Genomic DNA, 24,840 nt, shown 5'->3' on the forward strand with positions numbered 1-24,840 from the left:
TCCCGAGGCGACGGGCGTCAGGCCCGAAGCGGCAGAGCGCTCTGGGAACCGCGCATGGCTCGCGGAGTGGGGGGTCTGCATGGGGGCAGAAAGATCCGCGCTCATCCCTCCTCCGCGAGGTGCGAAAGGTGGGACCTTGCGTTCGTTGCTCCTCCCAAAATGCGCCTGTCTCTCCCTTAACCGTTGGCGCTCCCACGCGACGTCTCCAACATGCCCGGCAGTTCTGCACGTGCCCGGCACGTCACACGCAGGAGGGAACCCTCAATGACCGCCAGCCGACTCTTTCGCGTCCTCACCTTGCCGCTCTGTGCCCTCAGCCTCGCGCTGGCACCCGCCATCGGGTGTAGCGGGGACGAGGCAGGACCCGCAGGCGAGGAAGTGGCTGCCACGAACGTCCGCGTCACCGAGGCCGACCTCGCCAAGCTCGGTCAGGGCGAGACGTTCAAGGTCGACTTCGGCGCGCGCGAGACGCTCTACCACTTTCACTTCGACCGCAGCCTCGACTACGGGCGCATCGCGCTGGTGACGGAGGACGGCACCGAGACGCTGATGTCCACCGCGCTCGCGGACCTGCTGGCGAGCCCGTACTCGCCGGAGATCGCGACCGACAAGACGTTCGTGCTGACGGCGCAGCCGGAGAACCTCGCGGACCTGACCGCCGAGGACATCGTGAAGCTGCGGTCCGAGGGGACGCTGGTGAAGGAAGCCACCCCCGGCGGCAAGGCCATCGAGCCGCAGGCCGAGGAAGACTGCGTGACGCAGATTGTCTACCACACCATCATCGTCGCCGGCGAAGAGGTGGTCTGCGAGACCAAGATCCTGGTCTGCGACGGCGAGCCGGCCTGCTCGGACGTGAAGACGTTCCAGGGGCACGATTACCTGTTCTGCAACAACCAGGAGCCCTGGCAGGACGCCGCGGCCTACTGCTCGAGCTTCGGGATGAGGCTCGCCACGATCAACAGCATCAACGAGGAGGGCTTCGTCCACGCGATGGCGAACATGTTCTCCACGCAGAAGTGGTGGATCGGGCTGAACGACAGGGCCACCGAGGGCGTCTACACCTGGGAGAACGGCGAGACGTCGAGCTACAGCAACTGGTACGCGGGAGAGCCGAACAACGCCGGCGGCAACGAGGACTGCGGCCAGCTCAACCGCTACTACCCGGACCACGGCTGGAACGACGAGCCCTGCGGGCTGCACTACCGCTTCATCTGCGAGGGCGAGGAGAACTGAGCCCCACCGCGGGGGCTCACGCCCCCGCTTTCCCCTCCGAGCCGGGCGAAGCGCGCTGCGCACGCACCACGACGCGATCCCGGAACCGATAGACACATTCAATCGACGTGAAGCCGGCCATCGCGAGCTGCTCCGTCAGCTCGGGCAGGTGGAGGCGTCGGGAGCGGTCGGAGAGGCCTCCCTGCGCCCACGGCGCCCCGAGCGTCTCCAGGGCGTAGAGCCACCCGCCCGGCGCGAGCATGCGGCCGAGATCCGCGAGCCCTGCGCCCATCCAGGTGAGCCCTTCCTGGAGCGTACCGCCACGCAGATCGAGCAGAACCATCAGCACGCTGCCGAGCACCACCACCGAGGCCGGGGGATCCACCGGGATGGCCCCCTCCCCGAGGCCTCCAGCGAAGGCACGCACCTCGGCCCGCGGCAGCGCCTCCGCGAGGGCTTTGCGCGCGCGTTCGAGCTTCCGCGCGTTCGGCTCCACCAGGGTCACGCGGCCGAGCTCCGGATAGCTCCGCGCGATCAAGCGCGAGAGCTTCCCGGTCCCCGCGCCCACGTCCACCAGGTGATCGCCCGCGTCGAGCGGCGGCAGCGCCAGCATCAGCTCGCGGTAATGCTCCGGCTCTCGCTCCGGACCCGCAGTCCAGGTGGTGTCGTGAAGATCATACCAGTCGGGGTGCTCCCAGGGCGGTTCCATGCCCCGATCGTACCTCACCGACCCCCCCCAGCCCGCTCCACGTCCTTGCGCCTTCCCCGCTGCCCGCCCGAGCTTCAGCCTGTGGGCCGGTGCGTCGTCCTCTCTCCCGATCCGGACGCCGTGCGCGCGGGCAGCACCACCTCGCGCCCGCCCAGCGCGAGCGTCGGCGGCTCCGCATTCACCAGGAGCGGTTCGAGCTGCGTCTGCGCATGGCGCGAGAAGCGCGCCTCCAGCTTGCCTCCGCGTACCCGCGCGTAGACCACCCCGTCCACCCCCAGCGACAGAACTGCAGGGTCGAGCGCCTCCTCGGTCCCGTCGAACAGCACGAGCGTCGCCGCGTCGCCGCTCACGTGCAGCGCGCTCACGAACAGCGGCGCATCGTCCACCTGGAAGTAACACCAGTCGTAGCCGTTGGTGAGGATCGGCCGCCCGTCGTCGGGGTGCGAGGCAACCCAGCTCCGCAGCGCCTGCTCCATGGCCTGGTGCTCGACCCGCTCTCCGTCGTGCCAGAACCGCCCCTCCTTATCGAGCCGGATGGTGCTCTCGCGCGAAGCTCCAGGGGGCGGGGCGAGACGGTAAAAATCGGGATGATCACCAGGCTTCATGCACGCGTCTCCTTCTGACCGACCTGTAGAGCCCGCGACTGCCTCACCGCAAGCCGCCACAAGCCGGCGCAACATGGCCTGCACGGCGACCCTCCTGTACGGCGACCGGTTCGCGCGCTCGCGCTCGGACACACTTGACATCTCCGACGAAGAGCGCAACCTGAAGCGCATGCTCGTTCATCGCGCGCTCACGACCACGACGACGACCGGCGTCCCTGGCGGGACCCTGGTCGTCGTGAGGTGTCGGCCGCGCTGAAGCGACGCACGTCACGACACACCGAGGGCCCTGCCGGGAGGCGGGGCCTTCGTGCTTTGTAGCGCTGGCACTGTCCTCCCCTGGGCCCGAGGCCTGAGACCCGAAGGAGGACTGTCATGCTCAACGAATTCGATCATCGCGCCATCGGAGCCCGCCTCGACCTCTTCCACGTGCAGGAAGAGGCCCCTGGCATGATCTTCTGGCATCCCCGCGGCTTCACCCTCTATCGCCTCGTCGAGGCGTACCTCCGAGACTGCCTCGCCGCCCATGGCTACCAGGAGATCAGGACCCCCCAGGTCCTCTCCCGATCCCTCTGGGAGGAGAGCGGCCACTGGCACAACTTCCGCGAGGGCATGCTCACCGTCGACGACGGCGAGCACGACTTCGCCCTCAAGCCCGTCAACTGCCCTGGCCACGTGCAGGTCTTCCGGCGCGGCATCCGCTCGTACCGCGACCTGCCGCTCCGCCTCGCCGAGTTCGGGGCCTGCCACCGCAACGAGCAGCGCGGCGCCCTGCACGGCCTCATGCGGGTCCGCGGCTTCGTGCAGGACGACGCCCACATCTTCTGCCGCGAAGACCAGGTTCCGGACGAGATCGCCGCGTTCGTTGCTCTCCTGCGCGGCGTCTACCTGGCCTTCGGCTTCCCCGACGTCGACGTCGCCTTCTCCAGCCGCCCCCCCGAGCGCGCCGGCGACGACGCGACCTGGGATCGCGCCGAGGCCGCCCTCCTCGGCGCCGCCCATGCCGTGGGCCTCGACCCTGTGCACCAGCCAGGCCAGGGCGCCTTCTACGGCCCCAAGCTCGAGTTTGCCCTCCGCGACGCCCACGGCCGCGCCTGGCAATGCGGCACCATCCAGCTCGACCTGGTGTTGCCCGAGCGCCTCGACGCCCACTACATCGACCGCGAGGGTGCCCGCGCCCGCCCGGTCATGCTCCACCGCGCCATCGTCGGTAGCCTGGAGCGCTTCGTGGGCATCCTCCTGGAGCACGCGCGGGGCGCCCTACCGCCGTGGCTCTCGCCATCCCAGGTGGTGGTGGCTCCCATCGCCGAAGCTCACCAGCCCTACGGCGCCAGCGCCCTTGCGGCGCTGCGTCAGAGGGGCCTGCGCGCCACCCTCGATGGGCGTCCCGAGAGCCTCGCCCGCCGGATCGTGGACGCCAGGGAGGCAGGCGCCCCCTTCCTGTGGGTGGTTGGCGCCCGGGAAGCCGAGGCCGGCACTGTCTCGGTGCGCGACCGCGCTGGCGCCTCCCAGCTTCTGCCCCTCCAGGTGGCCCTCGACGCCGCCGAGCGCGCCTGCGCCAGACCCCCCATTCCTCTCCCCTCCGAGGACAGACCGCCCGTCTGACCCCAGACCAGGAGCCACGCTGACCGGGCGTGCTGCTGCGCCCCGGTCAACGCTTGTTTCCCCCCCCCGCTCGTTCCCCCCCCCGCTCGACGTCCGCTACGCGGAGGAGCTTCGGCCCACAAAAACGCAACGGCCGAGCTTCGTGGCGCTCGGCCGATGATTGGCGTCGGTTCGACGCCTCTTCAGGCATCCCTGCCTGTCATTCGCGAAGGGGCCGTCCAGCAGGAATCGGCCTCGTATGTGCATGCACCTTCTGCGTACCTCTTCAGGAACACCTCCTCGGCACGGCTTGGCTCACCACTGCTCTTCTTCCCCAGTGTGGCCAGGCTTTTGCACAGCTTCTTGCGATCGCGTGGGAGTTCGCAGCCGGCACGGTCGATGCAGTGCACCGAGGTCCCTGACTGCTTCTTGTCGTCTCTCATCCCGTCTCTTCCCGAAGCACCTCCCAGCTCGTCGTCACGCCCTCCCAGGGATTCGTGGCCATGCAAGTGCAATGGCCGCTCGAACACCACACGTCACTCCTGGACACCTCTCCTGAGGTATCTCCCCCGACCTGTGGGACCATCCCCCCTTCCTGTGGCCACGCACGTGCGTTCGGCCACATCAGCAGCCATTATAATAACGGCTCCAAGACGACCTCCTGCGTCCCCCCAGCTCTCCCCCTCACTATATGTCCAAGCGTGGAGCCTGGCCATTCATTCCGGCGTTTTTATTCGCCGTCTCATTTCCGGGCACTGCCCGGATCAGGCTGCGCGCAGCGTCTTGAGCCGCTCCTTGAGCTGAGGCGCTTCGAGCCAGCTCAGATCCTTGCCCACCGTCTCCACGACGCGCTTGGCCACCTGCGTGCTCACAGTGGACTTCAGCAAGCCGAGGAACTGCGGTGGCGCGACGAGCACCAGCTCATCGTAATCGTGCTGGTTCAGCGCTTGCTCGAGCCTTCCGGCAAGCTCACGCGCGAACTTCTGCGCCTCCACCTCCTTCGGGTCCGTATCGGGCGCCGCACCGGGACGGCCCATGTACGTCCCGCCACCGTTGACACCGGGACCTCCCCCACCCGAGACACCTCCCGGGTTGCCGTTGGGCTTGCGCCCCGGAGCATCGGCCATCAGGTCCTGCCGACGCGCCCTGCTGTCAGCGTGTTCCAGGGACTCCAGCGGTGTGTACCGTCCCTTCGCATCCTCCCGGTAAAAATGAGCACGGCTCGCATCACAGACCAGGATCCAGGTAATTCCTGCCATCGGTCCCCCTTCACCGTTGATTCCAATTACAAGGGAGACCTAAGGGCCCACCCCTCCAACCGCAAGGTCGGACAGGGCGATGATCCACGTTGGAGCGCAAAGAAAACCGCGCGATCCTGGATCCACCGTTCCTGGCCCCCTCCACCCTCTCTGCCCGCCCTCTCGTTGTTCACATGGCACGGGCTCACGCCCCGCGACCCCCGCCGAGCAAAGCTCGTCGTTTCACCTCCCCGTCGTCATCCCTGCACCCCACCCTCGCGCGTCACCTCGGTGTCGCCGGGTTCCGGAGCCGGGGGCCTTGTGCTCGTGGTCCCACCCTCTCGGGTACCTGCATCTGCGACCTGTTCGCCGACGGGTGTGCCCGGCGTCTCCTGCACCGCGGCTTCGACCTTCGGGCACTCACCAGCGCCCGCCTCACCTGCAGCGGTGAGGGACTCCGAGGGGTCCTCGACATTCAGCCGGGCCACGCTGTAAACGAGCGGCTCGGCATAAACGAGCCACATGAGAAACGGATCAACGATTCTTACGGCCATGCGAGAACCTCCGGCGAGCGATGGCTCGGCAGTCCTTCGACGGCTTCACGCCATGAGCCTCGGTGCGTAGGGAATACTGCCGACCGAGAGAAGTCCTAGACGCGTGGAAGCTCACATTCCCTGGCGCCTGCGTGCAGCAGGAGCCGATGGTTTGAGCCGTCCTCGATCCGTCAGGTCTCGATCGGCGCTCAGGTCCGCTCACGCCCAGCGCCAACGTCTCACATTTGAGTGAGCGTACTGAAGTTGCACAGACACGACACCCGAACCGGTGCCAGGTTTCACGGCTCCCTCACGGCGTGCACTGCGGTGCCTCTCGCCCCCGGCCTCTCCCGATGCATCGCCATGACAATCGTGAACAGATGCCCTCGGCTGACCACACCTGACGTCGTACCGCCAGGCGCGTGCGCCATACCGCCAGGCCCGTACGCCGCCGCTGCGTGTGAAATCAATGCCCAAGGGTGTCGTCGATGAGGGCCAGGGGGCCTTCGATGAGCACACGGCGGTCACTGGGTACAGGTGGGTTGGGGCAGCGGCGCCTGTGGCTTGATCCCCCCGAGCCAAACGACCGTGGACTGGAGAACGTTCAGAGTGAAGTACAGGTCGGCCACAGCGTATCGAAGCGGTGCTGTCGATGCGGCAAGGAAACCGGGTCCACGTTGAACGGCTCTCGTTCATCGGGAGTCCTCCGGAGGCGGCCCTGATCGCGCCGTCGGTGGGGAAGCGCAAACAGCAACTCAACGGTTGCTCATCGTTCGCTCCGGGCACAACCTCCGCAACTTGCGGAGAGGGAGCAATGATGTCCCGGAATGAATGCATGTGCGAAGTTGCCATTGATGCACCGGTAGAGAAGGTATGGTCAGCCATTGCGAGCCCGGAGTTCTGGCTTGGAGAGATGGCGCCTGATGCGTTCGCGTTGCGCGAAGGCGCGAGGCTCGTCTCCGGACATGGCGATGACGGCCGGTTTCCTCAGATCATCGAGGCTGTCGAGCCGCAGCGCCGTGTCGCTTATCGCTGGGCGAACTGGTTTGCACCCGAGGAGCCCGAGGAGGGCACTGCGACCCGGGTCGAGATCACGCTGCTGCCGGAAGGGACGACGACGCGGGTGCGGGTCGTGGAGTGCGGGTTCGACACGCTCCGCCTGGATGCGAAGGCCCAGCAGCAGGCGGCAGTCGACAATGGCGTGGCGTGGGCAGCGGTGCTCGCCGCGCTGAAGAAGACAGTCGAGCAGGGAGACGGATGAGCGGTCATCGCCGGGGCCGGGCGACCTCGGAAGACCGCGGTGAGGTGGGCTGCGCGCTCGGGTGAGGCGCGCCGTGGTCGCGCGCGGATGCTCAGGCCACGCTGGTCAAGGGATTGCTGGTGTTGCTGGTGGAGAGCGAAAGGAGCGACTGCACCTCCTCGTCGGAGGTGGGGGTGAAGTCATGGTAATGCATGCCCACGGTGCGGATGCGCCCAGGTTCGCTGAGGCAGACCACGTCGTCGGCGGCCTCGCGGATCTTCCGGCAGGTGTAGGCGGCCCCGATCGGCGCGGCGATGACGAGGCGGGCGGGCTCCATCCGGCGCGCGGCAGAGACGGCAGCGCGCATGATGACGCCCGTCGCGAGGCCGTCATCGACGAGCACCACGGTGCGGCCCTGGAGGCGAGGAAAGGGACGCTCGCCGCGGTAGACTTGCTCACGCTGTGCCAGGATGCGCTGCTCCCGTCCAACCATGTCCTTGATGTCTTCCTCGCTGAGGCCGAGGGAAGACAGGAGTTCGTGGTTCAAGACCGTGACGCCGCCACTCGCGACGATGCCGAGGGGGTGCTCGCTCTGACCGGGGGCTCCGAGCTTGCGGACGAGGAAGATGTCGAGGGGTACCCCCAGCACCCGGGCCGCTTCGTAGGCCACAGGGACACCACCCCTGGGCAGGGCGAGGACGATGACGTCGTCGCGCTGGGCCAGGCCCTGGGCCATGAGCCTGACGCCCAGGGCCCGTCCAGCTTCGCGGCGGTCCCGATACATCTGCTTCATACTCATTCTCGATATCCCCTCTTTAACAGGGGCATGTCCACGCATCACGAAAACATCCAGGTCAGGGTCTGGCGGCGACATCGATGCGACCATTGTCCATCGCAATGGTAGATCAAACGACCCTTGGTGCACGATGCTCTTCACTGCATCCGTGAAAGCGCAGGGATTCGTGGACGCCCCGGTGTAGCCGCCTTGGGGCGGCCACCGTGTACGCTCGAAAGACGATTCTGGAGGCAGCGGGTCGACGAAACACTCGGGCTCATCCCATATGAGAAGTGAGCAACTTCCTGGTGGCCCACGAAGGTTCTGCCCTAGGGAAAGTCCGCTACGAGATCGCGGGAGGAGCCTGCTCGGACAGGTCGTCGGGGCCAGAGCACCACCCGAACGGAAGGTCGTCGTCGACGGGATCCCGCGACTTTGCAGCGTGCTCCGTCTCTGTCATGACTCCCGGCACCTCTGACCTGGGACCGCGGAAACCTGCTGGCCCCTCTGCGACGGGAGATGACGTGATGAGTGACGTGAAGAGCCGACGCATCGTACTTGCAGCCCGACCGAAGGGTGAGCCGACGGACGGGTGCTTTCGCACCGAGGAGGTGAGCCTGCCCGAACCCCGCGAGGGTCAGGTCCTGCTGCAGATCCTCTACCTGTCGCTCGATCCGTACATGCGCGGGCGGATGAACGCGGGGAAGTCCTACGCCAAGCCGGTGGAGCTCGGGGAGGTGATGGTGGGTGGCACGGTCGCGAAGGTGCTCGCCTCGCGCCACCCCGATCACGCGGTCGGGGACACCGTGCTCTCGTACTCAGGCTGGCAGACGCACGCGATCGCGGACGGAGCGCACCTGCGCAAGCTCGACCCGGCAGCCGCGCCGGTGACGACGGCGCTCGGGGTGCTCGGGATGCCGGGGTTCACCGCCTACGCCGGGCTCCTCACCATCGGCCGGCCGAAGGCCGGAGAGACGGTGGTGGTCGCCGCCGCGAGCGGACCGGTGGGATCGGCAGTCGGCCAGATCGCGAAGATCAAGGGCGCGCGGGCCGTGGGCATCGCCGGGGGCGACGACAAGTGCGCCTTCGTGCGCAACGAGCTGGGGTTCGACGCGGTCGTCGACCACCGCGCGCCAGACTTCCCGAGGCAGCTCGCCGAGGCCTGCCCCGAGGGTGTCGACGTCTACTTCGAGAACGTCAGCGGCCCGGTGTGGGACGCCGTCTTCCCCCTCTTCAACACCTACGCGCGCGTGCCCGTGTGCGGGCTCGTCGCCAGCTACAACGACGCCGGGCCCTTCGAGGGCCCCGACCGGCTGCCGCCGGTGATGCGCGACATCCTCTCGAAGAGCCTGACGCTGCGCGGCTTCATCCAGTCGGAGTTCGCGGATCAGCAGCCCGAGTTCTACCGCGAGATGGGGGCGTGGGTGCGCGACGGGCGGGTGCGCCACCGTGAGGACCTGGTCGAGGGGCTGGACCAGGCGCCGGAGGCGCTGCGGGGGCTCCTGAAGGGGCGCAACTTCGGCAAGCTGGTGGTGCGCGTCAGCCAGGGGTGAGGGAAGCCATGGACGGTGGCTGACGGCCCGGAGACGTCACTCGCGTGGGGCAGCGCTCCGGGCCGTGGCGCGGGGAGCGGTACTCTTACCGGCGGTTCCCCCTGGTGGGCATCTCGCCGGTGCGCAGAAACGCCAGCGCCTCCGCCTCGACGAGGAACACGTCCCCCGGCGCATGGAGCTGGCGCCCGATCCGCTGGACGTGGAGGCGCCCGGAAGCCGTGCCCACGACCACCGCGAAGCGCAGGAAGGCGTCGCGGTTCTTCGTGAACAGCGCGGTGACCCGGGCCTCGAACCCAGGGTCGTCGTTGCGGCCGGGAGCGCGGCGCAGGTCGAGCAGCATGCCGCAGGAGGCGCCCCCGCTCTGCTTCAGCAGCGAGAAGGCGCTCTGCACGGCCTGCACCATCTCCTCGGTGGTCGCGAAGGGCGTCTCCAGACGGGTGAAGGTGGAGAGCGCGCGCTCCGGATCGATGGTGACGATCAAGTGCTTCGTGGCGACGAGCGTTCGGGTAGCCATGCGACCTGGATCCATGCTCCGTCACCCACGCGGAGGGTACGGAAGGACAGGAGGTAGGAGAGGGCGACGATCGTAGCGCACCCGCCCCCCTGGCGCCGAGCGTCCCCTGGCCACTTGACGTCATGCGGAGCGAACCCTCCAAGGATGCTGCCATGAACACCCAGCAGAAGAACCTCGACGTGGTGCGACGCTACCTGGCTTCCATCGGCCAGGGTGACCAGGAAGCGACGCTCTCCTTCTTCGCAGACGACGTGGTGCAGGAGGAGTTTCCGAACCGGCTCATGCCCCAGGGCGCGACGCGAGATCTGGAGGCCATCCGGGAAGGAGGCCGGCGCGGCGCCAAGGTCATGGCCGCGCAGCGATACGAGGTCCTCAACGCCATGGCGAGCGGCGAGCAAGTGGCGGTGGAGGTGGTCTGGGTCGGGACGCTGGCCGTGCCTTTCGGGAGCATCCCCGTGGGCGGAGAGATGCGAGCCCGGTTCGCGATCTTCGTGACGCTCCGCGACGGCAAGATCGTGCGGCAGCACAACTACGACTGCTTCGATCCCTGATGAGCCAGGAGCCCATCCCGGGAGGGCCCCGCTGTATGCTCGGCGGGTGATCATCGTGACCAACCCTGGCTCCAACCTGCCTGCCGCCGTCGTGGAGCGCTACGGGATCCTGGTCGCGCCGCAGCAGATCGTGGTGGATGGCGTGGCCCACGACACGCGCCACGGCGTGGACATGGCCATGGTCGAGGGGTGGGTGCGCTCGGCGAAGGAGCACCCCCACGTGGTGGGCACCACGGCCGCGGAGTTCGTGTCGGTGCTCCGCGGAGCGACGCGCCAGGACCGCGAGGTGCTGGTGATCATGACCTCCCGGAAGATCATCGGGTCCTTCGATGCGGCCCAGGTGGCCGCGAGGACGCTGCTCCGGATGACCGGCAACGAGGGCGTGCGGGTCGTGGTGTGTGACACGGGGGTGACCGACGCTGGAGCCGGGATGGCCTGCATCCTCGCCGGGGAAGCGCGGGCCGCAGGGCTCAGCCTGGACGAGGTGGTGCAGCTCCTCGACGCGTACCGGACCCAGGTGCGGTTCGGATTCCTGACAGAGACGCTGGAGTACCTGGTGAAGGGGGGCCGCGCGACGGCGCTGCGCGCGCTCCTGGCCAACGTGCTCGGGGTGCGCCCGCTCGTCGCGTTCAACGAAGGCGAGCTGCGGGTGGTGGCGAAGGTGAGCACGAAGGTCGAGCCCGGAGAGGCGCTCGCGCAGTGGGTGGAGGGGTCGCTCGGCCCTGGGCGACGGATATGGGCCGCCATCTTCCACGGGGGAGTCCCGGAGAGAGCTGTGAAAACCGCGGTGGCGCTGCGGAAGCGGCTCGACGTGTCCTTCCTGTGGATCATGCCGCTGTCGCCGAGCATCTACCTGCACACCGGACCCGGTGCCGTGGGTGTGGCCGTGGTCCCGCTGTCGGTACTGCCCTGGTGGCCCGATGCGGCGCCGCTGATCGGCTGATCCCCGCGGCCAGGAAAGAGGGGGAGCACGCTGTTCCCGACGTAATTTCTGCCCGTTCGGCCAGGTCGCCACCGAATGCAGTGCGTCACGCAGGGCGAGGCGCGCGTGAATGGTCCGTCAAGCAATGGACTTCGGGCAGGTCCCGATGCGCGCCACAGGTTTGGTCTTATTGCGAGGGATGCAGCCAGGGGGCACGCTGGCGTCCCGCACGTCGAATACGGTTCGAATGCGGCGGAGACATGAGGCGACGGAGGGCTGGTATCATGGGAGATCGTTTCGGCAGGGACGCGGGATACGGCGGCGACCGGGGGTGGGATCGCGAGCGGCGCGGCTGGAGCGACGACTTCCGGGGCACGTACGCCACGAGCGAGCGTGGCGGAGGCGGTTACAGCCTCGACGATGGGCGCTTCACGACCCACGAGCGCGGCAATGCCCGTTGCCCCGAGGAGGCACGCATGGGCTACGGCCATGGTCCAGGCGGCTACGGCCCCGGCGAACCCCGCGGCTACCCGAGGCGCCCGGAGGGTCCGTACGGGAGCGATTTCGGCGCCGGGTTCAACACCGGCTGGGAGCGCACCGAGATGGCGGCCGGGCCAGAGTACAGGCGTGACCCGTCGATGCACCATGGCCACGAAAACGACGACGGGCGCCGCGCGTACGGTCGCCAGCGCGGCGGGTTCAGCGATGATGCCTACTTCGGAGAAGCAATCCGCCAGGGGTACCCGGAGAACCGGGGCGCGATGGCGCGCGGCTGGGGGGGCGGCCCCTCCGAGGTCTACCACCACGACGGCGAGTATGGCTGGAGCGACCAGCCGTACCGCGGCCATGCGCACGAGGAGCGGGGACACTCGGCGATGGCCACCCTCAAGGGCGCGATGAGCGACCTCGGCGACAAGGTGCGCGGCTTCTTCGGGCGGGGGCCCAAGGGCTACAAGCGCTCCGACGAGAGGATCCACGAGGATGTGTGTGAGGCGCTCTCCGATCGCCACGACGTCGACGCCAGCGAGGTGACGGTGCAGGTGAAGGACGGCGAGGTCACGCTGGTGGGCACCGTGCACGATCGCCGCCACAAACGGATGATCGAGCAGATCGCGGAGGCGGTGCGCGGCGTCGACGACGTGCACAACCAGATCCGCGTGCAGCGCCCCGAGGAGGCGACGAAGGCGACGGCCCCGACGACCTCGGGGACGACGGGCGCGCAGGGGCCGCGCATGCCGATCGGCGACGTCGCGCAGCGCTGACGCAGCGCTGACGCAGCGCTGACGAAGGGCCGTCGGGCGCCTCCCCCCGCGGCCTCGCGGGAGCGCGGGTGCGGTCCTTGCGGTCCTTCAGGAAAGCGCGGGTGCGGTTCGCGTACTCCGCGCCCGCAGGTCTGGGGTAGAGAGGCGGAGCGCGCTCCGGTTGCGCCTCGCCTCATGACCACGACCATTTTCTCCCATGATGTCCGCGTCCTCCTGTGCGCCCGCTGCGGCGCTCCCCTGGAAGCCCCTGTCGCTGGAGGCACGGTCGGGTGCCGCTACTGCCGCGCTCAGAACATGTTCGCGGCGCGCCCGCACGCCCACGCAAACGGCGCAAACGGCGGAGCCGACGCGCGCAGGCCCGGCGCCATCGCCTGGAGCCATGCCAACGATCCGGGGCGGCTCGCGATGCTGGCGGTGCAGCTCCACGCGGTGACGGACGTGCCGGTCGGGCTGCGCCCGTTCCTGTTCGGCGGGTGGCGGTTCGTGCAGCCGACGGCGGTGGAGAAGGCCTGGAGCATGTTCCAGGCGGCGCTGGTGCGCAGCCGGCATGGAGATGCGCTCGCCGCCGAGGAGCTGGTGTTCCTGGCGGCAGCGTTCTTCGAGCACCTGCGCGGGGAGCCGCTGCGGCGGCGGGCGGTGGCCGAGAGCGCGCTCGACGCGCTGACGCTCGATCGCCACCGGGTGGTGATGCTCGGGCTCCTGGCCCGGGGCGCCGCGAGCGAGGGGGACCTCGCGTCAGCCGAGGCCTGGTGCGCGGAGATGATGGAGGGCTCCGAGGACCTGGCGGTCGAGTCAGAGCTGCGGGTGAGCCGCGCGTTCCTTTCGGCAGCGACGGGGCAGGTGGGGGCCATCCCGCCGCTGCTCGGCCATTCGAGCCGCGAGGTGCCGATCACGCCACGGCTGCAGGTGCTCGCAGATCTGCTGAGGGCGCACGGGCTGGAGACCGCCGGGCACATGGACGCGGCGCAGGCGCTGCTCGAAGGGCACACCAGGCAGCGCGCGACCACGCTCGACCTCGACGAAGTGCGCGCGGCATTCCCTTCCCTGCACCTCGCCCCGCGCAGCCATGCGGCCGTGGCGGCGCGCATCGCGGAGCTTCACGTAGCGCTCATCAAGCCCCGCTGGGACCACGTCGTCCTCTGGACCGTCGTGGTGGGTTTCGCGCCGGTGAGCTTCGCCTTCATGATCTCCCCGCTCATACCCCGCTGGAGCATGTTCATCATCGCGGCCATCCTCAGTCTTTCCTTCCCGGCCATCCTCGCGACGCACTTCGTGCGCCAGGACCGAAGGCGGATGGAGCAAGAGCGACGGATCATCCACGAGGGGATCTCGGGGCGCATGTTCCTCTCCGGCCAGCAGGAGGCGACGCTGTTCGGTGCCATGGGGAAGGACACGCTGGTGCGGTATCCGGACGGGACGATCGAACGGCACCTGCCTCGGACCGCCGTGAGCATGAACCTGAGCATGGTGCTCACGGAGCAGCTCGTCGCGCGCAGGCATCCAGAGATGGCGGGCGACTACTGGTACGAATGCGGCGGGGTGTCACCGTACCGCCCCTCGTCCAACCAGAGGCGGTGAGCGCTCGCTCATTCACCCGGCAGGGACAGGGGCGAGGTCTCCGGCCGCGTGGTTCAGGAACTCGGAGAATGCCCCGGGTTGCGCCAGGTGAAGCGGTCGACGAGCGTGGGCTTCTCGTCCGCTGCGAGGGGGTCCACCTTGCCGAGGACCCACCCGTCGATGGCCGAGCCGTCGCGCCGTACCCGCAGGCGCACGAAGTGCTTGTAGCCGGGGTGGGCGAGGGCGCTGAACGCCTGGTGCTGCTCCAGCCCGAGCAAGGTGAGCGCCGTCAGGTACGCGCCGAAGAGAAACGCGCCGAGCGCCACGGCGACCGCCGCCACCGAGAGCAGCACGCCCCAGGGCGGCACCCCCACCCCGCGGAGCACGGGACCGAGCAGGATGGCTGCGAGCACAGGGAGGAAGCCCAGGCCCACGCCGGTGAGGAGCGCGAGCCCCCCGATGGTGCGCGCCTCCCCCGTGCGCCACCCGCCGATGGCCCACGCGAGCAGCCAGCAGACGACCGCGGTGGCCGCCGCCATGCGCATCCCTGGCAATCCGCTGTCGAGCGCCATCAGGATGGTCGGCACGTACAGGAGGGCGATCCCGATGTGAACGAGGAAGCCCGAGCGGCCCCGGGCGATCTCGAAGGGGATGCGGAGAGCGAGCGAGAGCGACGCACGCGGCCCCGGGAACTCCGCCTGGGGAGGCGTGAACCCGCGCCGGGCGATGCGCGCCGGGTGCAGAAAAGCGCCGCCCCCGCCGGCGATGACGTGCATGCCCTCCCCGATGGTCTCGCGGCAGTAGTGGTGGGTGTCGCCGGTGAGGACGAGGGGGCCGTCGTGCGCGAGTGAGAGGTCCAGCGCCGCGAGCATCTCGGTGCCGGCCCGGCTCGGTTCGAGGTACGCGCGCACCGGATCGGCCATGCACAGGACGATGCCGCGCGAGGGGTCCTGCGCGCGCGCCTCGGCGAAGAAGAGGCGCTGCTGGAAGTCGACGGCGCGGAGCTGCCGGTCGGGCCCCCACAGGGTCATGCCGGGGGCGAGGTGCAGCGCCCAGTAGCTGGCCGTTTGCACGGGCGTGTAGCCTTCGAGCGGCAAGGCAGGGCGCTTCGCCACCAGCGTGCCGACGCTGAAGGCCTCCACCCAGGCGATGAAGTGGCCGATGTTGCCGCCGGCGTCGGACGCGACGCCCTCCCGCGGGCGAGGCTGGGTAGAGAGCGGAGGGGACGCGGAGGACGGGGGCGGCATCACCCGCGACGCGCGATCGATGGTGCCTCGCCGCGCGCGGAACATGCGCCCGAAGCCGTCGAGGCCGGCGTACCAGTCGTGGTTGCCCGGGACGCCGAGGAGCACCCGGGGGACACCATCCTCGGCGGCGCCGCGCAGCACCGCGTTCCAGGGAGCGATCACCCGGTTGTGGATCTCCAGCTCCGTCGCCACCGGATACGCCGTGTCGCCGCCGAACAGGAGCAGGTGCCCGCGTGGCAAGGTGAGGCGCTCCCCGGTCGCGTCCTCGACGTCATACGCAGCGAAGATCATCTCCGCCACGGCGGTGCTCACCGAGACGTCGTCCCCGGTATCGGCGACGAAGTCGATCCAGAGATCGCCTCCCAGCGCCTCGGTGAGGCTCTCGGCGACGGCCCCCCGCCCCGCCCCCACAGCGCCGGCAGCGCCAGAAGCCCCGAACGCTCCCAGCTCGCCTGCGACCCGGGCCGTGAACGCCTCGGGATCGTCGGGCCTCATCCAGTCGCGGCTGTCGATGTCCTCGGTCGCGATCACGCTGGCGACGAGGTGCCAGATGTGTCCCCAGAAGGACTTGGCGCCGAGCCACGCGATGGCGCGCGGAGACCTGCGGCCGCGACGGAAGCGGAGGTGCGGCTCGTCCGCCGGGGCGGGAGCGAGGGTGACCAGAGCGGGGGGGCGGTTGTGCGCAGCCAAGGTGACGGTGAACGAGCGCGGCGTGGGCGCGCCGCGGAGGACCGAGAAACGCGGCGAAAACCGGAGGAATGCCCGGAGGCGCGGGCTGCGCGAGGTGAGCGCGCAGCTCGGGAGGTAGTACACCCAAACGCGATCCGCGGCGCAACTCCCGCGCGATTTCGGCGCTGCGCGCGGCGGGTGAGGCGTGGCGACGGTCGAACGTCGATGCTAGCCTCCGCACGCTTCGTCACCCAAACGCGACCTCGCGTCGTACCTCTCGCACGAGGAGCCACGAATGCGCACTGTGCTGACCGCAGCAGGCAGGATCCTGCTGCCCATCTCCCTGCTGTGGAACGGCATCGCCTGCGGGGGAAGTCAGGACGTCCCGCCGCCGCCGCGCCCCGCGCTCGCAGCGCCCACCGCAGCCCAGCCGGCCAAGCCAGCGCCGAAGAAGGAACCCTTCAAGGAGGTCCACGACTACCTCGAAGGGCTGGTCAAAGAGAAGAAGATCGCCGGCGTCGTGGCCCTGGTCTCGCAGAACGGGGAGGTGAAGTACACCGAATCCCTGGGCCTGCAGGACGTCGAGGCGGGCACGCCGATGACCCCGGAGACGATCTTCCGCATCTGCTCCATGACCAAGCCCATCACCAGCGTGGCCGTGATGATGCTCGTCGAGGAGGGCAAGATCGCGCTTTCGGACCCGCTCTCCAAGTTCGTGCCCGAGTTCAAGAAGGTCTCGGTGGCCGTGCCCGATCCCGCGAAGAAGGGCGAGTACAAGCGCGCGAAGCCCAGGCGCGAGATCACCATCGAGGATCTGCTCACCCACCGCTCGGGGCTCACCTACGGGTTCCTGGCCGAGCCCTACTTCCTCAAGCTGTACCGCCACGCCGGGATCTCCGATGGGCTCATCGAGACCAAGGGCACCATCACCCAGGGGGTGCAGCGGATCGCGCTCGCGCCCCTCACCTTCGAGCCCGGCAGCTCGTGGGGATACAGCCTGGCCACGGACGTCCTCGGCCGGGTGATCGAGGTTGCCTCCGGCAAGTCGCTGCCGGAGTTCTTCTACGAGCGCCTCCTCAAGCCCCTGAAGATGAACGACACCCACTTCCGCCTGCCCGCGGAGAACCAGGACAGGCTCGCGGCGGTCTACCAGCCGAAGGAAGACCAGACCATCGAGCGCCTGCCGGCAGGCAAGAACGAGCGGGGCGGGGCCATCTACTCGGCGAGCTACCCCCTCGACTGGAACGGCAAGTACTACTCGGGCGGCGCGGGGCTGGTGTCCACCGTCAAGGACTACGCCCGCTTCGCGCAGGCGCTCCTGAACGGCGGCGAACTCGAGGGCGTGCGCGTCCTGAAGAAGGAGACCGTGGACCTGATGACGCAGAACCGCATCGCCGACGTGAAGCGCCCCGAGGACCTGCACGGCGACGGGTTCGGGCTGGGCTTCGGGCTGGTCACCGAGGCCAGGAAAGGCGGCGACGCGGGCTCGGTCGGCACCTTCTCCTGGAGCGGCTTCTACAACACCTACTTCTGGGTCGACCCGCAGACGAAGATCGTCGGCGTGGTGATGACCCAGCTCTACCCGCACGGCCACCTGGGGCTTGCCGACGACTTCCGCAAGAAGACGTACGCCGCGCTCGAGCCGTGAAGCACGGCGCGACGCCGGGCCGGGCCGCGCGATCCCGCGGGCGCGGTCCATAGGACGACCTCCGTGTCAACCTCGCGCCTCGCGATCCAGCCCCTTTTCGATCTCCACCCCTCGCCACCGAACCCCCATCCCGGGTGAGCGCGCCTCTCCCACCAGGGGCGCCAGCGCCGGGTGAGGCTTACAGCCATCCTCAAGAAAATGCGGGATGGTGTGGACACGCTCTCCCGCGAGGCGGTCACGATCTCCCCGATTTCCCCGCGATCTCCCTAGAAACGCATCGCCTCGGGAACTTTGGTCCAGACCTGCTGTCGAGAGCACATCGGTCGGCCTCAAGGCTTTCGCGCCTGGCTGCGAAGGGGTCGAGGCCCCCGAGCGGCCCTCGAACGCGACGCGAAACGGATCTGTCGAGAGCCAAACGAAGACAACGCAGGCGTTCCCTGCGTAGAATATCCCCGATCGGGGACACGGCGCCGCCAGGGCGCATCAGGAAGGGTCGGAGATGGAAGGCAAGCAGAAGGTCGCGATCACGTTCGCGCTCTACCAGAACGAAGCGTTGCTCCGTCGCGAGACGGTCACGCAGGACATCATCAAGGTCGGCAAGGACCCGAAGAGCCACCTCCGCATCGACGACGAGCTCGCCTCGCGCATGCACGCGGTCGTCGAGGTGACCTCGCCCTCTGACATCACGCTCATCGATCTTGGCAACGAGCCGGGCACCATGGTGAACGGCGCGCGTGTCAACAAGTGCAAGGTCAACGCTGGCGACCAGATCCAGATCGGCGGAACGCGGATCGTGGTCGAGCGTGCGGAGCCCGTCGCCGTGGCTGCCGCGGCCGCGGCTCCCCCGAAGCCCGTGCCCACGAACCCCTTCGCGGCCGCCCCCAGCGCGAACCCGTTCGGCCCCGCTGCGCCCGCAGCCAACCCGTTCGGCGGCAATCCCTTCGGCGGCGCGCCGGCGAGCCCGTTCGCGTCGGCGAACCCCTTCGCCGCGGGCGGCGCGGATCCCTTCGGCATGGCGAACCCCTTCGCGGCGGCGCCCCCGGCCGATGAGGTCCCCCACGACGCCCCCGAGGGCTCGTACACGTACACGCTCGTCAAGGCGGGCCCCGACGTCCCCAACGAGGAAGTCGAGACCAACGCGGCGACCGTCGAGGTGATGATCCTCTGGGATCAGGCTGTCCTCAACGTGCAGCACCTGACGCCTCCCCGCTCGTTCTACGTCGGCGAGGAGGAGAGCAAGACCTTCAAGTGCGACTACTTCGTCCCCTCCGAGAAGCTCGGGACGACGCGCGCGCCCATCGTGCTCGCGGATCGTGGCGGCTCGGTCAGCGTGGTGCTCCTGCCCCGCGCGACGGGCACCATCGAGCTCCCCGGCCAGCCGAAGCTCACGCTCCAGCAGGCGATCGACACCGGCAAGGCGCAGCCCTGCTCCGAGCTGTCCGGCGCCTACCAGGTCGCGCTCCCCAGCGGCAGCAAGGCGCGCGTCGAACTCGACAGCCTCGTCTTCCAGGTGACGACGGGCAACGCGGGCCGCGTCGTGGCTGGCCACTTCACCGTCGACACCCAGGGCCTGCTCTACCAGGGCCTGTCCTTCGCGGTGCACGCGGGCCTGCTCCTCGCGATGGCGTTCTTCATGCCGCCGCTCGGTGGCACGGAGGACGGCGGCATCTCGGCCGATCAGCAGTACCTCATCCAGCAGTACCTGCAGGCCGCTGCCGAGAAGGAGATGGAGGAGAAGGAGACCGAGCAGGTCGCCGAGAACTCCGCCGACAACAAGGAAGGCGGCACCGGTACCCGCGCGAAGGGTGAAGAGGGTTCCATGGGCAACCCGAACACCAAGGCGACCGGCAACCGCTACGGCGTGAAGGGCCCTGCCGACAACCCCGATCCCCACATCGCGCGCCAGGCAGCGCTGCGTGACGCGTCGGAGTTCGGCATGATCGGTCTGCTCAACAGCGGCGCCGGCGGCGATCCCAACGCCCCGACCGCGCCCTGGGGACGCGACGACTCGCTAGGCAGCGACGCCCTCAGCGCGCGCGGCAACATGTGGGGCGGCGAGATCGGCGACTCCTTCGGCGCCGGTGGCCTCGGCCTCTCCGGCATCGGTGAAGGCGGCGGTGGTCGCGGCGAGGGTATCGGCCTCGGCAACATCGGCACCATCGGCCACGGCGCCGGCACCGGCACGGGCCAGGGCTTCGGTTCGGGCCACGGCCGCCTCGGCGGCTCTCACCGCACCAAGCCCCCGCAGGTGCGCATGGGCGCCACCAGCGTGAGCGGCCGCCTGCCCCCCGAGGTCATCCAGCGCATCGTGCGCCAGAACTTCGGCCGCTTCCGCCTCTGCTACGAGAACGGCCTGCGCAACAACCCGAACCTGCAGGGCCGCGTCGGCGTGCGCTTCGTCATCGGCCGTGACGGCGCGGTGTCGAACGTGGGCAACGGCGGCTCGGACATGGCGGACGGGAGCGTCGTCTCCTGCGTGGTGCGTGCCTTCTACGGTCTGTCGTTCCCGCAGCCCGAAGGCGGCATCGTCACCGTCGTGTACCCGATCATGTTCAGCCCTGGTAGCTGACGCACGCGATGGCGGGGGCCCGCGCCCCCGCCGCCCCGTCGAGCCCCGCTCGACGGCCCCCCTCCCCGACACGCTCAGCTCCTCTCCGGAACCAACGCGCTCCGATGTGCACGCGCGACGTCGCTCGCCGCGCGCGGACGTCTCACAGCGCGCGGTTCACGTGATGCCCATCGGGCCCCCGCCCGCGTCCACGAAGCGATCGGCGATGTCGACGAGCAGGGTCTCATCCGCCTGCTTCTTGTCCTTCACCGTGACGTCCGTCTCTCGCGGCTTCAGCACGAACGTGCCGACCACGACCCCGTCGCGACGCACCTCGTGCGTCCCTCCGGGCGGTGCGGTGCTGACTTCGTAGACCTTCCCATCCCGCGCTTTGATCTGCATGGGAAAGGGATAGCACAGGCCGCGGCGCCGGGCGGCTCGGCGCCGGGCGGCTCGGCTACGCGGCGCCGCGCAGGCTCACTGGGCGTTGCGGATCGCCTCCGGCAGCCGGTGCATGGCGCCATGCACCGCCCCCTCCAGGGCGCCGCGCTCCACGCTGGCGAGCGCCGAGCCCTCCTCCTCGGCGCGCACGCGCCCCTCGACGATCACGAGGAGCGCTCCCCGCTCATCCCGCACCGCGGCGGAGACCGCGCACGACGCCCGCAGCGTGCGGCCCTCGCGGACGCTCTCCAGCCGGGTCACGGCCGCCGAGACCTTGTAGCCGCGGCGCAGACGTTCCTTGCCCCAGTCGATGGCCCGGAGCTCTGTCTCGGCCGACTGACGCAGGAGATCGGTGAGGTCCGGCAGGTGCGTGGCCGCCGGGTCCACCATGGTGTTCACCTCGGCCAGCGTGACCTGAGGTGAGGAAGCCCCCGCCGCGACCGGGCCCAGCGCAGCCGCCCGGGGGGCAGCGACGCTCGGCGCTGGGAGCGCGAGGGCAGAGACGACGAGAAGGGCTGCCGCGGGCGTGAACGCGCGAGCGCTCCGCAAACGCGGCGCCGCATGGAATCGATCCACAAGGCGCATGCTCGGCGGGTATCAGGCGCTCCTCGGCCGGGCCAAGAAGCCCGCGCTGCGTGGGCCTCAGCCGGGCGTGACGGCGCGCGGGGCGAGCACGCAGAACAGCGCGCGCGGCGCCGGATCGCGCTGACCCAGGTACACCGTCTCGTCGATCGACTGCACCTCGAAGTGGTTGCCGAACAGGCTCTGGATCTGAGCGGCGTCGAACTGGTAGGGCCCCAGATCCCCCGGCTGCCGGGTACTGAAGCATTTCAGGAAGAAGTGGCCCCCCGGCGCGGTGAGCCCGTGCACCACGCGCACGTACTCACCGCGTCGCTCCGGAGGCAGCACGTGGAAGCAGCCGCGATCGAAGATCACCTCGAACGGCCCCTCGATCTGGCTGTTCAGGATGTCATCCTGGACGAAGCGCACCGACAGACCGCGCTCCCGCGCCAGCGCCTCCGCCTTGTCCACCGCGGAGGTCGACAGGTCCGAACCGGTCACCTCGAACCCCCGCTCCGCGAGCGAAAGCGCCTGGGTCCCCGGTCCGGTACCGAGATCCAGCGCCTTGCCCGAGGTGATCCCGAGCCGCTTCAGGGCGCTCTCGAGATCACCGTCGAGCTCCGGGTGATACCAGGGCATCTCCGTGACTGCGCCGTCACGGTACAGGGACTCCCACTCGGGAAACTGTCGGCTCTCGCTCATGGAGGCAGCGTACCTCAACGCGCGGTGGTGCGCTGGGGATCGAGCGGTCCGTCAGTTGCAGTTCTTGCCGGCGATGGAGGCGACCTCGGCGACGCAGATGCTGTCCCAGTACGTCGAGCAGCAGTAAGGATCCGCCGCGCAGATGGCCGCCACGACGCCGTTCGAATCGCAGCCGTTGGTCAGCGCCGGCCCCTGGCCGCAGACCCCGTGCGAGCAGGACCCGAGATCGCAGGTGACGCTGCCACAGATGCTGTAGACCTCGTTCACGCAGATGCTGTCCCAGTACGTCGAGCAGCAGTAGGGGTCCGCCGCGCAGACGCTCTGCACGCAGGTCCCGCAGGCGGCCCCGTTGAGCGCGGGCCCCTGCGAGCACTTGTCGTGCCCGCAGGCCGGGGTCGAGCCGGACGCTCCGTAGAGGCTCGCGGCGCCCTGCTGATCCAGGGCGGTGATCACCAGATCACCGGTCTGGCTACCGTTGCACTGCGGGTAGTGCATCACCGACGCCGAGTCGTAGGCGGTGAGCGCGCGCCAGTTGTTGTCCTCGAAGCACGTCCCGGCCTCGGGGCGGGTGTGCTCGTGCCGGAAGCCGAGGGTGTGCCCCAGCTCGTGGCGCAGCACGCCGGTCAGCGTCCACGGGGGGATGCTCCCGAACGAGCTGGAGTCGATGATCACGTTGCGCGATGACCGCGGGTAGTCGGGGAAGAAGGCCCGCGCGAGGTAGGGCTGGCCGGAGCTCGGGTTGACGTCGAAGACCACATTGTTGTTGCTGGACGTACAGCTCCCATCCTGGCCGCTCACGTGGATGAAGTTCACGTTGGCCGCCGCTTCCCAGGCCCCCGCGGCCGCGTTCATCGCGCTCACCACGGTCGCGTAGTTCCCCCCGAAGCTGGTGCTCACGCAGTAGGTGAGGTTCAGCTTCTGCGTGTCGTCCCACCGCGCATCCACGCCCCCGGGGCGGTGCAGGATCAGCCCCCCTTGCTGGACCATCTCCACGTAGAGCTGCTCGAGCTCCCGGATGCTGGCGACGGGCTCGTCACCATTGATGATGTACAGCCCGGTCTCAGGCTCCTGGTAGACGAGATCCATGAATTCGTCGAAGGACATGCCCACTTCGTCGAGGCGCTCCTCGTCCAGCCCCCCCGGGAGGGCGGACCCGGAAGAACACCCCGCCGCGGAGAGGGCGATCAGCAAAGAGATCGCCACGCCAGACATCACGGCACCACGACGCACGAATCCCGATCGCATGCTGCTCATACGTACTGTCCCCATTGAATGCATGGCCATCCCATTGCGACGAGATCCGGCTGATCGCGCCACCGAGAGGTCCGACCTCGTTGTCCCCCGAAACCCGCCGACGCCGCGCGTCGCCGCTCCCTGCGGCGTCCCCGGGAGGGACAAAAAGTCCCACGTCGGGTATCCGCGGATGCACGGAGCGCACAGCCACCGAGCGTCTCGGTAGAGACGTATAAGCAATCGCGCAATCAAATGAAATACGAAATGACGGACGTTGATCTCATCCACCCGACATTTCCCCACGGGTTTCTTCTATCGGCAGTGAAATTTCAATGAATGGCCATCTCTCCAAATGGCCGGCACCGGCCAGAGGCCACCGAATGGCCGGCCAGCGGCCAGACGAATGGACGGCACACACCACACACCACACACCACACGCCCCGCAGCACTGCGAGACACGCGCCCCCGATCGCGTTACACCAGCCGCGATGGGCTCGCCTTCCACTCCCCGGCCAGGACCGCACCCCGCTTCACCCCCGTCCCCCTCGGCGGACCCCCACCTCGACGCCACGCGGGCCTACTACGACGAGTTCGCGGCGCGCTACGAGGACCGGCGCGGGGGGCGTGACCCCGGCGGCTACCACGACCTCCTCGACGACCTGGAGGTCGACTTCGTCGCGCGCTACGGCACCGGCAAGGACGTGCTGGAGGTGGGGTGCGGAACGGGCCTCTTGCTCTCCCGCTTCCAGCAGTTCGCGCGCACCGCCCGCGGCGTCGACCTGTCCCCCGGCATGCTCGAACGCGCGCGGGCCCGGGGCCTCGACGTGCTGGAGGGCAGCGCCACCTCCCTCCCCTTCCCCGACGCGAGCGTCGACGTGGCCTGCTCCTTCAAGGTGCTCGCCCACGTGCAGGACATCAGCGCCGCGCTCACCGAGATGGCCCGCGTGGTGCGGCCGGGGGGTCACGTGCTCGCCGAGTTCTACAACCCCTGGAGCTTCCGCGGCCTCGCCAAGCGGCTCGGCCCCGCCGGCGCCATCAGCGCGCGCACCCGCGAGGACGCGGTGTACACCCGCTTCGACACCCCGGCCCAGGCCGCGCACCACCTGCCCCCTTCCCTGCACCTCGTGGCCGCGCGCGGCGTGCGCATCGTCACCCCCGTCGCGGCCGCCATGCGCCTGCCGATCCTGGGCGAGGTGCTCAGGCGCGCCGAGTGGGCCCTGTGCGATACGCCGCTCAACCGCTTCGGTGGCTTCTGGATCGCCGCCGCCCGCAAGGCGTGAGGCCAGCCGACAGCTCCTCGCCCCCGGCCCCTCACGCCAGGTAAGTCCGAGGGGTCGATTCACCCCGTCCGATGGGTCACCCGACCCCGTCCGCGGCATCGATCCACCCCGTCCGATGGGTCACCCGACCCCGTCCGCGGCATCGATCCACCCCGTCCGATGGGTCACCCGACCCCGTCCGCGGCATCGATCCACCCCGTCCGATGGGTCGACCCACCCTGTCCGATAGGTCGATCCACCCTGTCCGATGGGTCACCCG

22 protein-coding genes are annotated in these 24,840 nt (G+C 69.2%); 11 read left to right on the top strand and 11 right to left on the bottom strand.

Features of this window, described 5'->3' with window-relative positions; all coding sequences use genetic code 11:
• Positions 1 to 264 precede the first annotated feature (264 nt).
• Positions 265 to 1,233, top strand: coding sequence for a C-type lectin domain-containing protein (locus tag CAP_RS45135; RefSeq protein ID WP_052375586.1), 969 nt, complete (start codon positions 265 to 267; stop codon positions 1,231 to 1,233).
• Between the two features lie 16 nt (positions 1,234 to 1,249).
• On the opposite strand, the gene CAP_RS20770 is transcribed toward CAP_RS45135, so the two are convergent.
• Together CAP_RS20770 and CAP_RS20775 are read right to left on the bottom strand one after the other, a co-directional pair.
• Positions 1,250 to 1,921: a class I SAM-dependent methyltransferase gene (locus CAP_RS20770; RefSeq protein ID WP_044243806.1), complete on the bottom strand. Its 672-nt coding sequence runs from the start codon at positions 1,919 to 1,921 to the stop codon at positions 1,250 to 1,252.
• Positions 1,922 to 1,995: 74 nt separating this feature from the next.
• Positions 1,996 to 2,526: a hypothetical protein gene (locus CAP_RS20775; protein WP_044243807.1), complete on the bottom strand. Its 531-nt coding sequence runs from the start codon at positions 2,524 to 2,526 to the stop codon at positions 1,996 to 1,998.
• 372 nt (positions 2,527 to 2,898) lie between these two features.
• Between CAP_RS20775 and thrS the strand changes: the two genes are divergently transcribed.
• The gene (gene thrS / locus CAP_RS20785) at positions 2,899 to 4,128 is read left to right on the top strand and encodes a threonine--tRNA ligase (RefSeq protein WP_052375587.1); all 1,230 of its coding nucleotides are present in this window, start codon (positions 2,899 to 2,901) and stop codon (positions 4,126 to 4,128) included.
• A gap of 743 nt (positions 4,129 to 4,871) precedes the next feature.
• Here thrS and CAP_RS20790 read toward each other — a convergent pair.
• Entirely contained in the window at positions 4,872 to 5,366 is a 495-nt protein-coding gene (locus tag CAP_RS20790; RefSeq protein WP_081865095.1) for a host attachment protein, read from the bottom strand.
• 236 nt (positions 5,367 to 5,602) lie between these two features.
• Positions 5,603 to 5,899 (bottom strand): hypothetical protein, encoded by a 297-nt coding sequence (locus tag CAP_RS20795; protein ID WP_156040991.1) that lies wholly within the window; start codon positions 5,897 to 5,899, stop codon positions 5,603 to 5,605.
• A 793-nt stretch (positions 5,900 to 6,692) separates the two neighbouring features.
• On the opposite strand from CAP_RS20795, the gene CAP_RS20800 reads away from it, so the two are divergent.
• A complete protein-coding gene (locus tag CAP_RS20800) occupies positions 6,693 to 7,139 on the top strand; it encodes an SRPBCC domain-containing protein (protein ID WP_197041278.1) in 447 nt (148 codons plus the stop codon).
• 91 nt (positions 7,140 to 7,230) lie between these two features.
• On the opposite strand, the gene CAP_RS20805 is transcribed toward CAP_RS20800, so the two are convergent.
• Positions 7,231 to 7,911 (bottom strand): phosphoribosyltransferase, encoded by a 681-nt coding sequence (locus CAP_RS20805; protein ID WP_044243816.1) that lies wholly within the window; start codon positions 7,909 to 7,911, stop codon positions 7,231 to 7,233.
• Between the two features lie 509 nt (positions 7,912 to 8,420).
• Between CAP_RS20805 and curA the strand changes: the two genes are divergently transcribed.
• Entirely contained in the window at positions 8,421 to 9,446 is a 1,026-nt protein-coding gene (curA, locus tag CAP_RS20810; RefSeq protein WP_044243817.1) for an NADPH-dependent curcumin/dihydrocurcumin reductase, read from the top strand.
• An 85-nt stretch (positions 9,447 to 9,531) separates the two neighbouring features.
• Here the strand turns inward: curA and CAP_RS20815 are convergent, their stop codons facing one another.
• Entirely contained in the window at positions 9,532 to 9,960 is a 429-nt protein-coding gene (locus CAP_RS20815) for a hypothetical protein (RefSeq protein WP_044243820.1), read from the bottom strand.
• Positions 9,961 to 10,112: 152 nt separating this feature from the next.
• On the opposite strand from CAP_RS20815, the gene CAP_RS20820 reads away from it, so the two are divergent.
• The 4 genes from CAP_RS20820 to CAP_RS20835 all read left to right on the top strand — a co-directional run bounded on the left by CAP_RS20820 (position 10,113) and on the right by CAP_RS20835 (position 14,273).
• Positions 10,113 to 10,511 (top strand): nuclear transport factor 2 family protein, encoded by a 399-nt coding sequence (locus CAP_RS20820; RefSeq protein ID WP_044243823.1) that lies wholly within the window; start codon positions 10,113 to 10,115, stop codon positions 10,509 to 10,511.
• Positions 10,512 to 10,557: 46 nt separating this feature from the next.
• On the top strand, positions 10,558 to 11,454 hold the full coding sequence (locus CAP_RS20825) for a DegV family protein (RefSeq protein WP_044243825.1): 897 nt from the start codon (positions 10,558 to 10,560) through the stop codon (positions 11,452 to 11,454).
• 263 nt (positions 11,455 to 11,717) lie between these two features.
• Positions 11,718 to 12,695, top strand: a complete 978-nt coding sequence (locus tag CAP_RS45140; protein ID WP_052375589.1) for a BON domain-containing protein — start codon at positions 11,718 to 11,720, stop codon at positions 12,693 to 12,695.
• A 174-nt stretch (positions 12,696 to 12,869) separates the two neighbouring features.
• A complete protein-coding gene (locus CAP_RS20835) occupies positions 12,870 to 14,273 on the top strand; it encodes an Rpo12/RPC10 RNA polymerase subunit family protein (RefSeq protein WP_044243827.1) in 1,404 nt (467 codons plus the stop codon).
• A gap of 53 nt (positions 14,274 to 14,326) precedes the next feature.
• Here the strand turns inward: CAP_RS20835 and CAP_RS20840 are convergent, their stop codons facing one another.
• Entirely contained in the window at positions 14,327 to 16,312 is a 1,986-nt protein-coding gene (locus tag CAP_RS20840; protein WP_044243830.1) for a hypothetical protein, read from the bottom strand.
• Positions 16,313 to 16,463: 151 nt separating this feature from the next.
• Between CAP_RS20840 and CAP_RS20845 the strand changes: the two genes are divergently transcribed.
• Both CAP_RS20845 and CAP_RS20850 read left to right on the top strand, forming a co-directional pair.
• The gene (locus tag CAP_RS20845) at positions 16,464 to 17,816 is read left to right on the top strand and encodes a serine hydrolase domain-containing protein (RefSeq protein WP_052375590.1); all 1,353 of its coding nucleotides are present in this window, start codon (positions 16,464 to 16,466) and stop codon (positions 17,814 to 17,816) included.
• A gap of 499 nt (positions 17,817 to 18,315) precedes the next feature.
• A complete protein-coding gene (locus CAP_RS20850) occupies positions 18,316 to 20,385 on the top strand; it encodes an AgmX/PglI C-terminal domain-containing protein (protein WP_044243832.1) in 2,070 nt (689 codons plus the stop codon).
• 156 nt (positions 20,386 to 20,541) lie between these two features.
• Here CAP_RS20850 and CAP_RS20855 read toward each other — a convergent pair whose 3' ends face one another.
• The 4 genes from CAP_RS20855 to CAP_RS20870 all read right to left on the bottom strand — a co-directional run bounded on the left by CAP_RS20855 (position 20,542) and on the right by CAP_RS20870 (position 23,313).
• The gene (locus CAP_RS20855) at positions 20,542 to 20,766 is read right to left on the bottom strand and encodes a hypothetical protein (RefSeq protein WP_044243834.1); all 225 of its coding nucleotides are present in this window, start codon (positions 20,764 to 20,766) and stop codon (positions 20,542 to 20,544) included.
• A gap of 75 nt (positions 20,767 to 20,841) precedes the next feature.
• A complete protein-coding gene (locus CAP_RS20860) occupies positions 20,842 to 21,381 on the bottom strand; it encodes a hypothetical protein (protein WP_156040992.1) in 540 nt (179 codons plus the stop codon).
• A 66-nt stretch (positions 21,382 to 21,447) separates the two neighbouring features.
• Positions 21,448 to 22,068: an SAM-dependent methyltransferase gene (locus CAP_RS20865; protein WP_044243838.1), complete on the bottom strand. Its 621-nt coding sequence runs from the start codon at positions 22,066 to 22,068 to the stop codon at positions 21,448 to 21,450.
• Positions 22,069 to 22,119: 51 nt separating this feature from the next.
• Positions 22,120 to 23,313, bottom strand: coding sequence for a M57 family metalloprotease (locus tag CAP_RS20870; RefSeq protein WP_197041280.1), 1,194 nt, complete (start codon positions 23,311 to 23,313; stop codon positions 22,120 to 22,122).
• 476 nt (positions 23,314 to 23,789) lie between these two features.
• Between CAP_RS20870 and CAP_RS20875 the strand changes: the two genes are divergently transcribed.
• Positions 23,790 to 24,581, top strand: a complete 792-nt coding sequence (locus CAP_RS20875) for a class I SAM-dependent methyltransferase (RefSeq protein WP_044243841.1) — start codon at positions 23,790 to 23,792, stop codon at positions 24,579 to 24,581.
• Positions 24,582 to 24,840 lie beyond the last annotated feature (259 nt).

Origin of the sequence: Chondromyces apiculatus DSM 436 (assembly GCF_000601485.1) — a bacterium.
Taxonomy (GTDB): Bacteria; Myxococcota_A; Polyangia; order Polyangiales; family Polyangiaceae; genus Chondromyces; species Chondromyces apiculatus.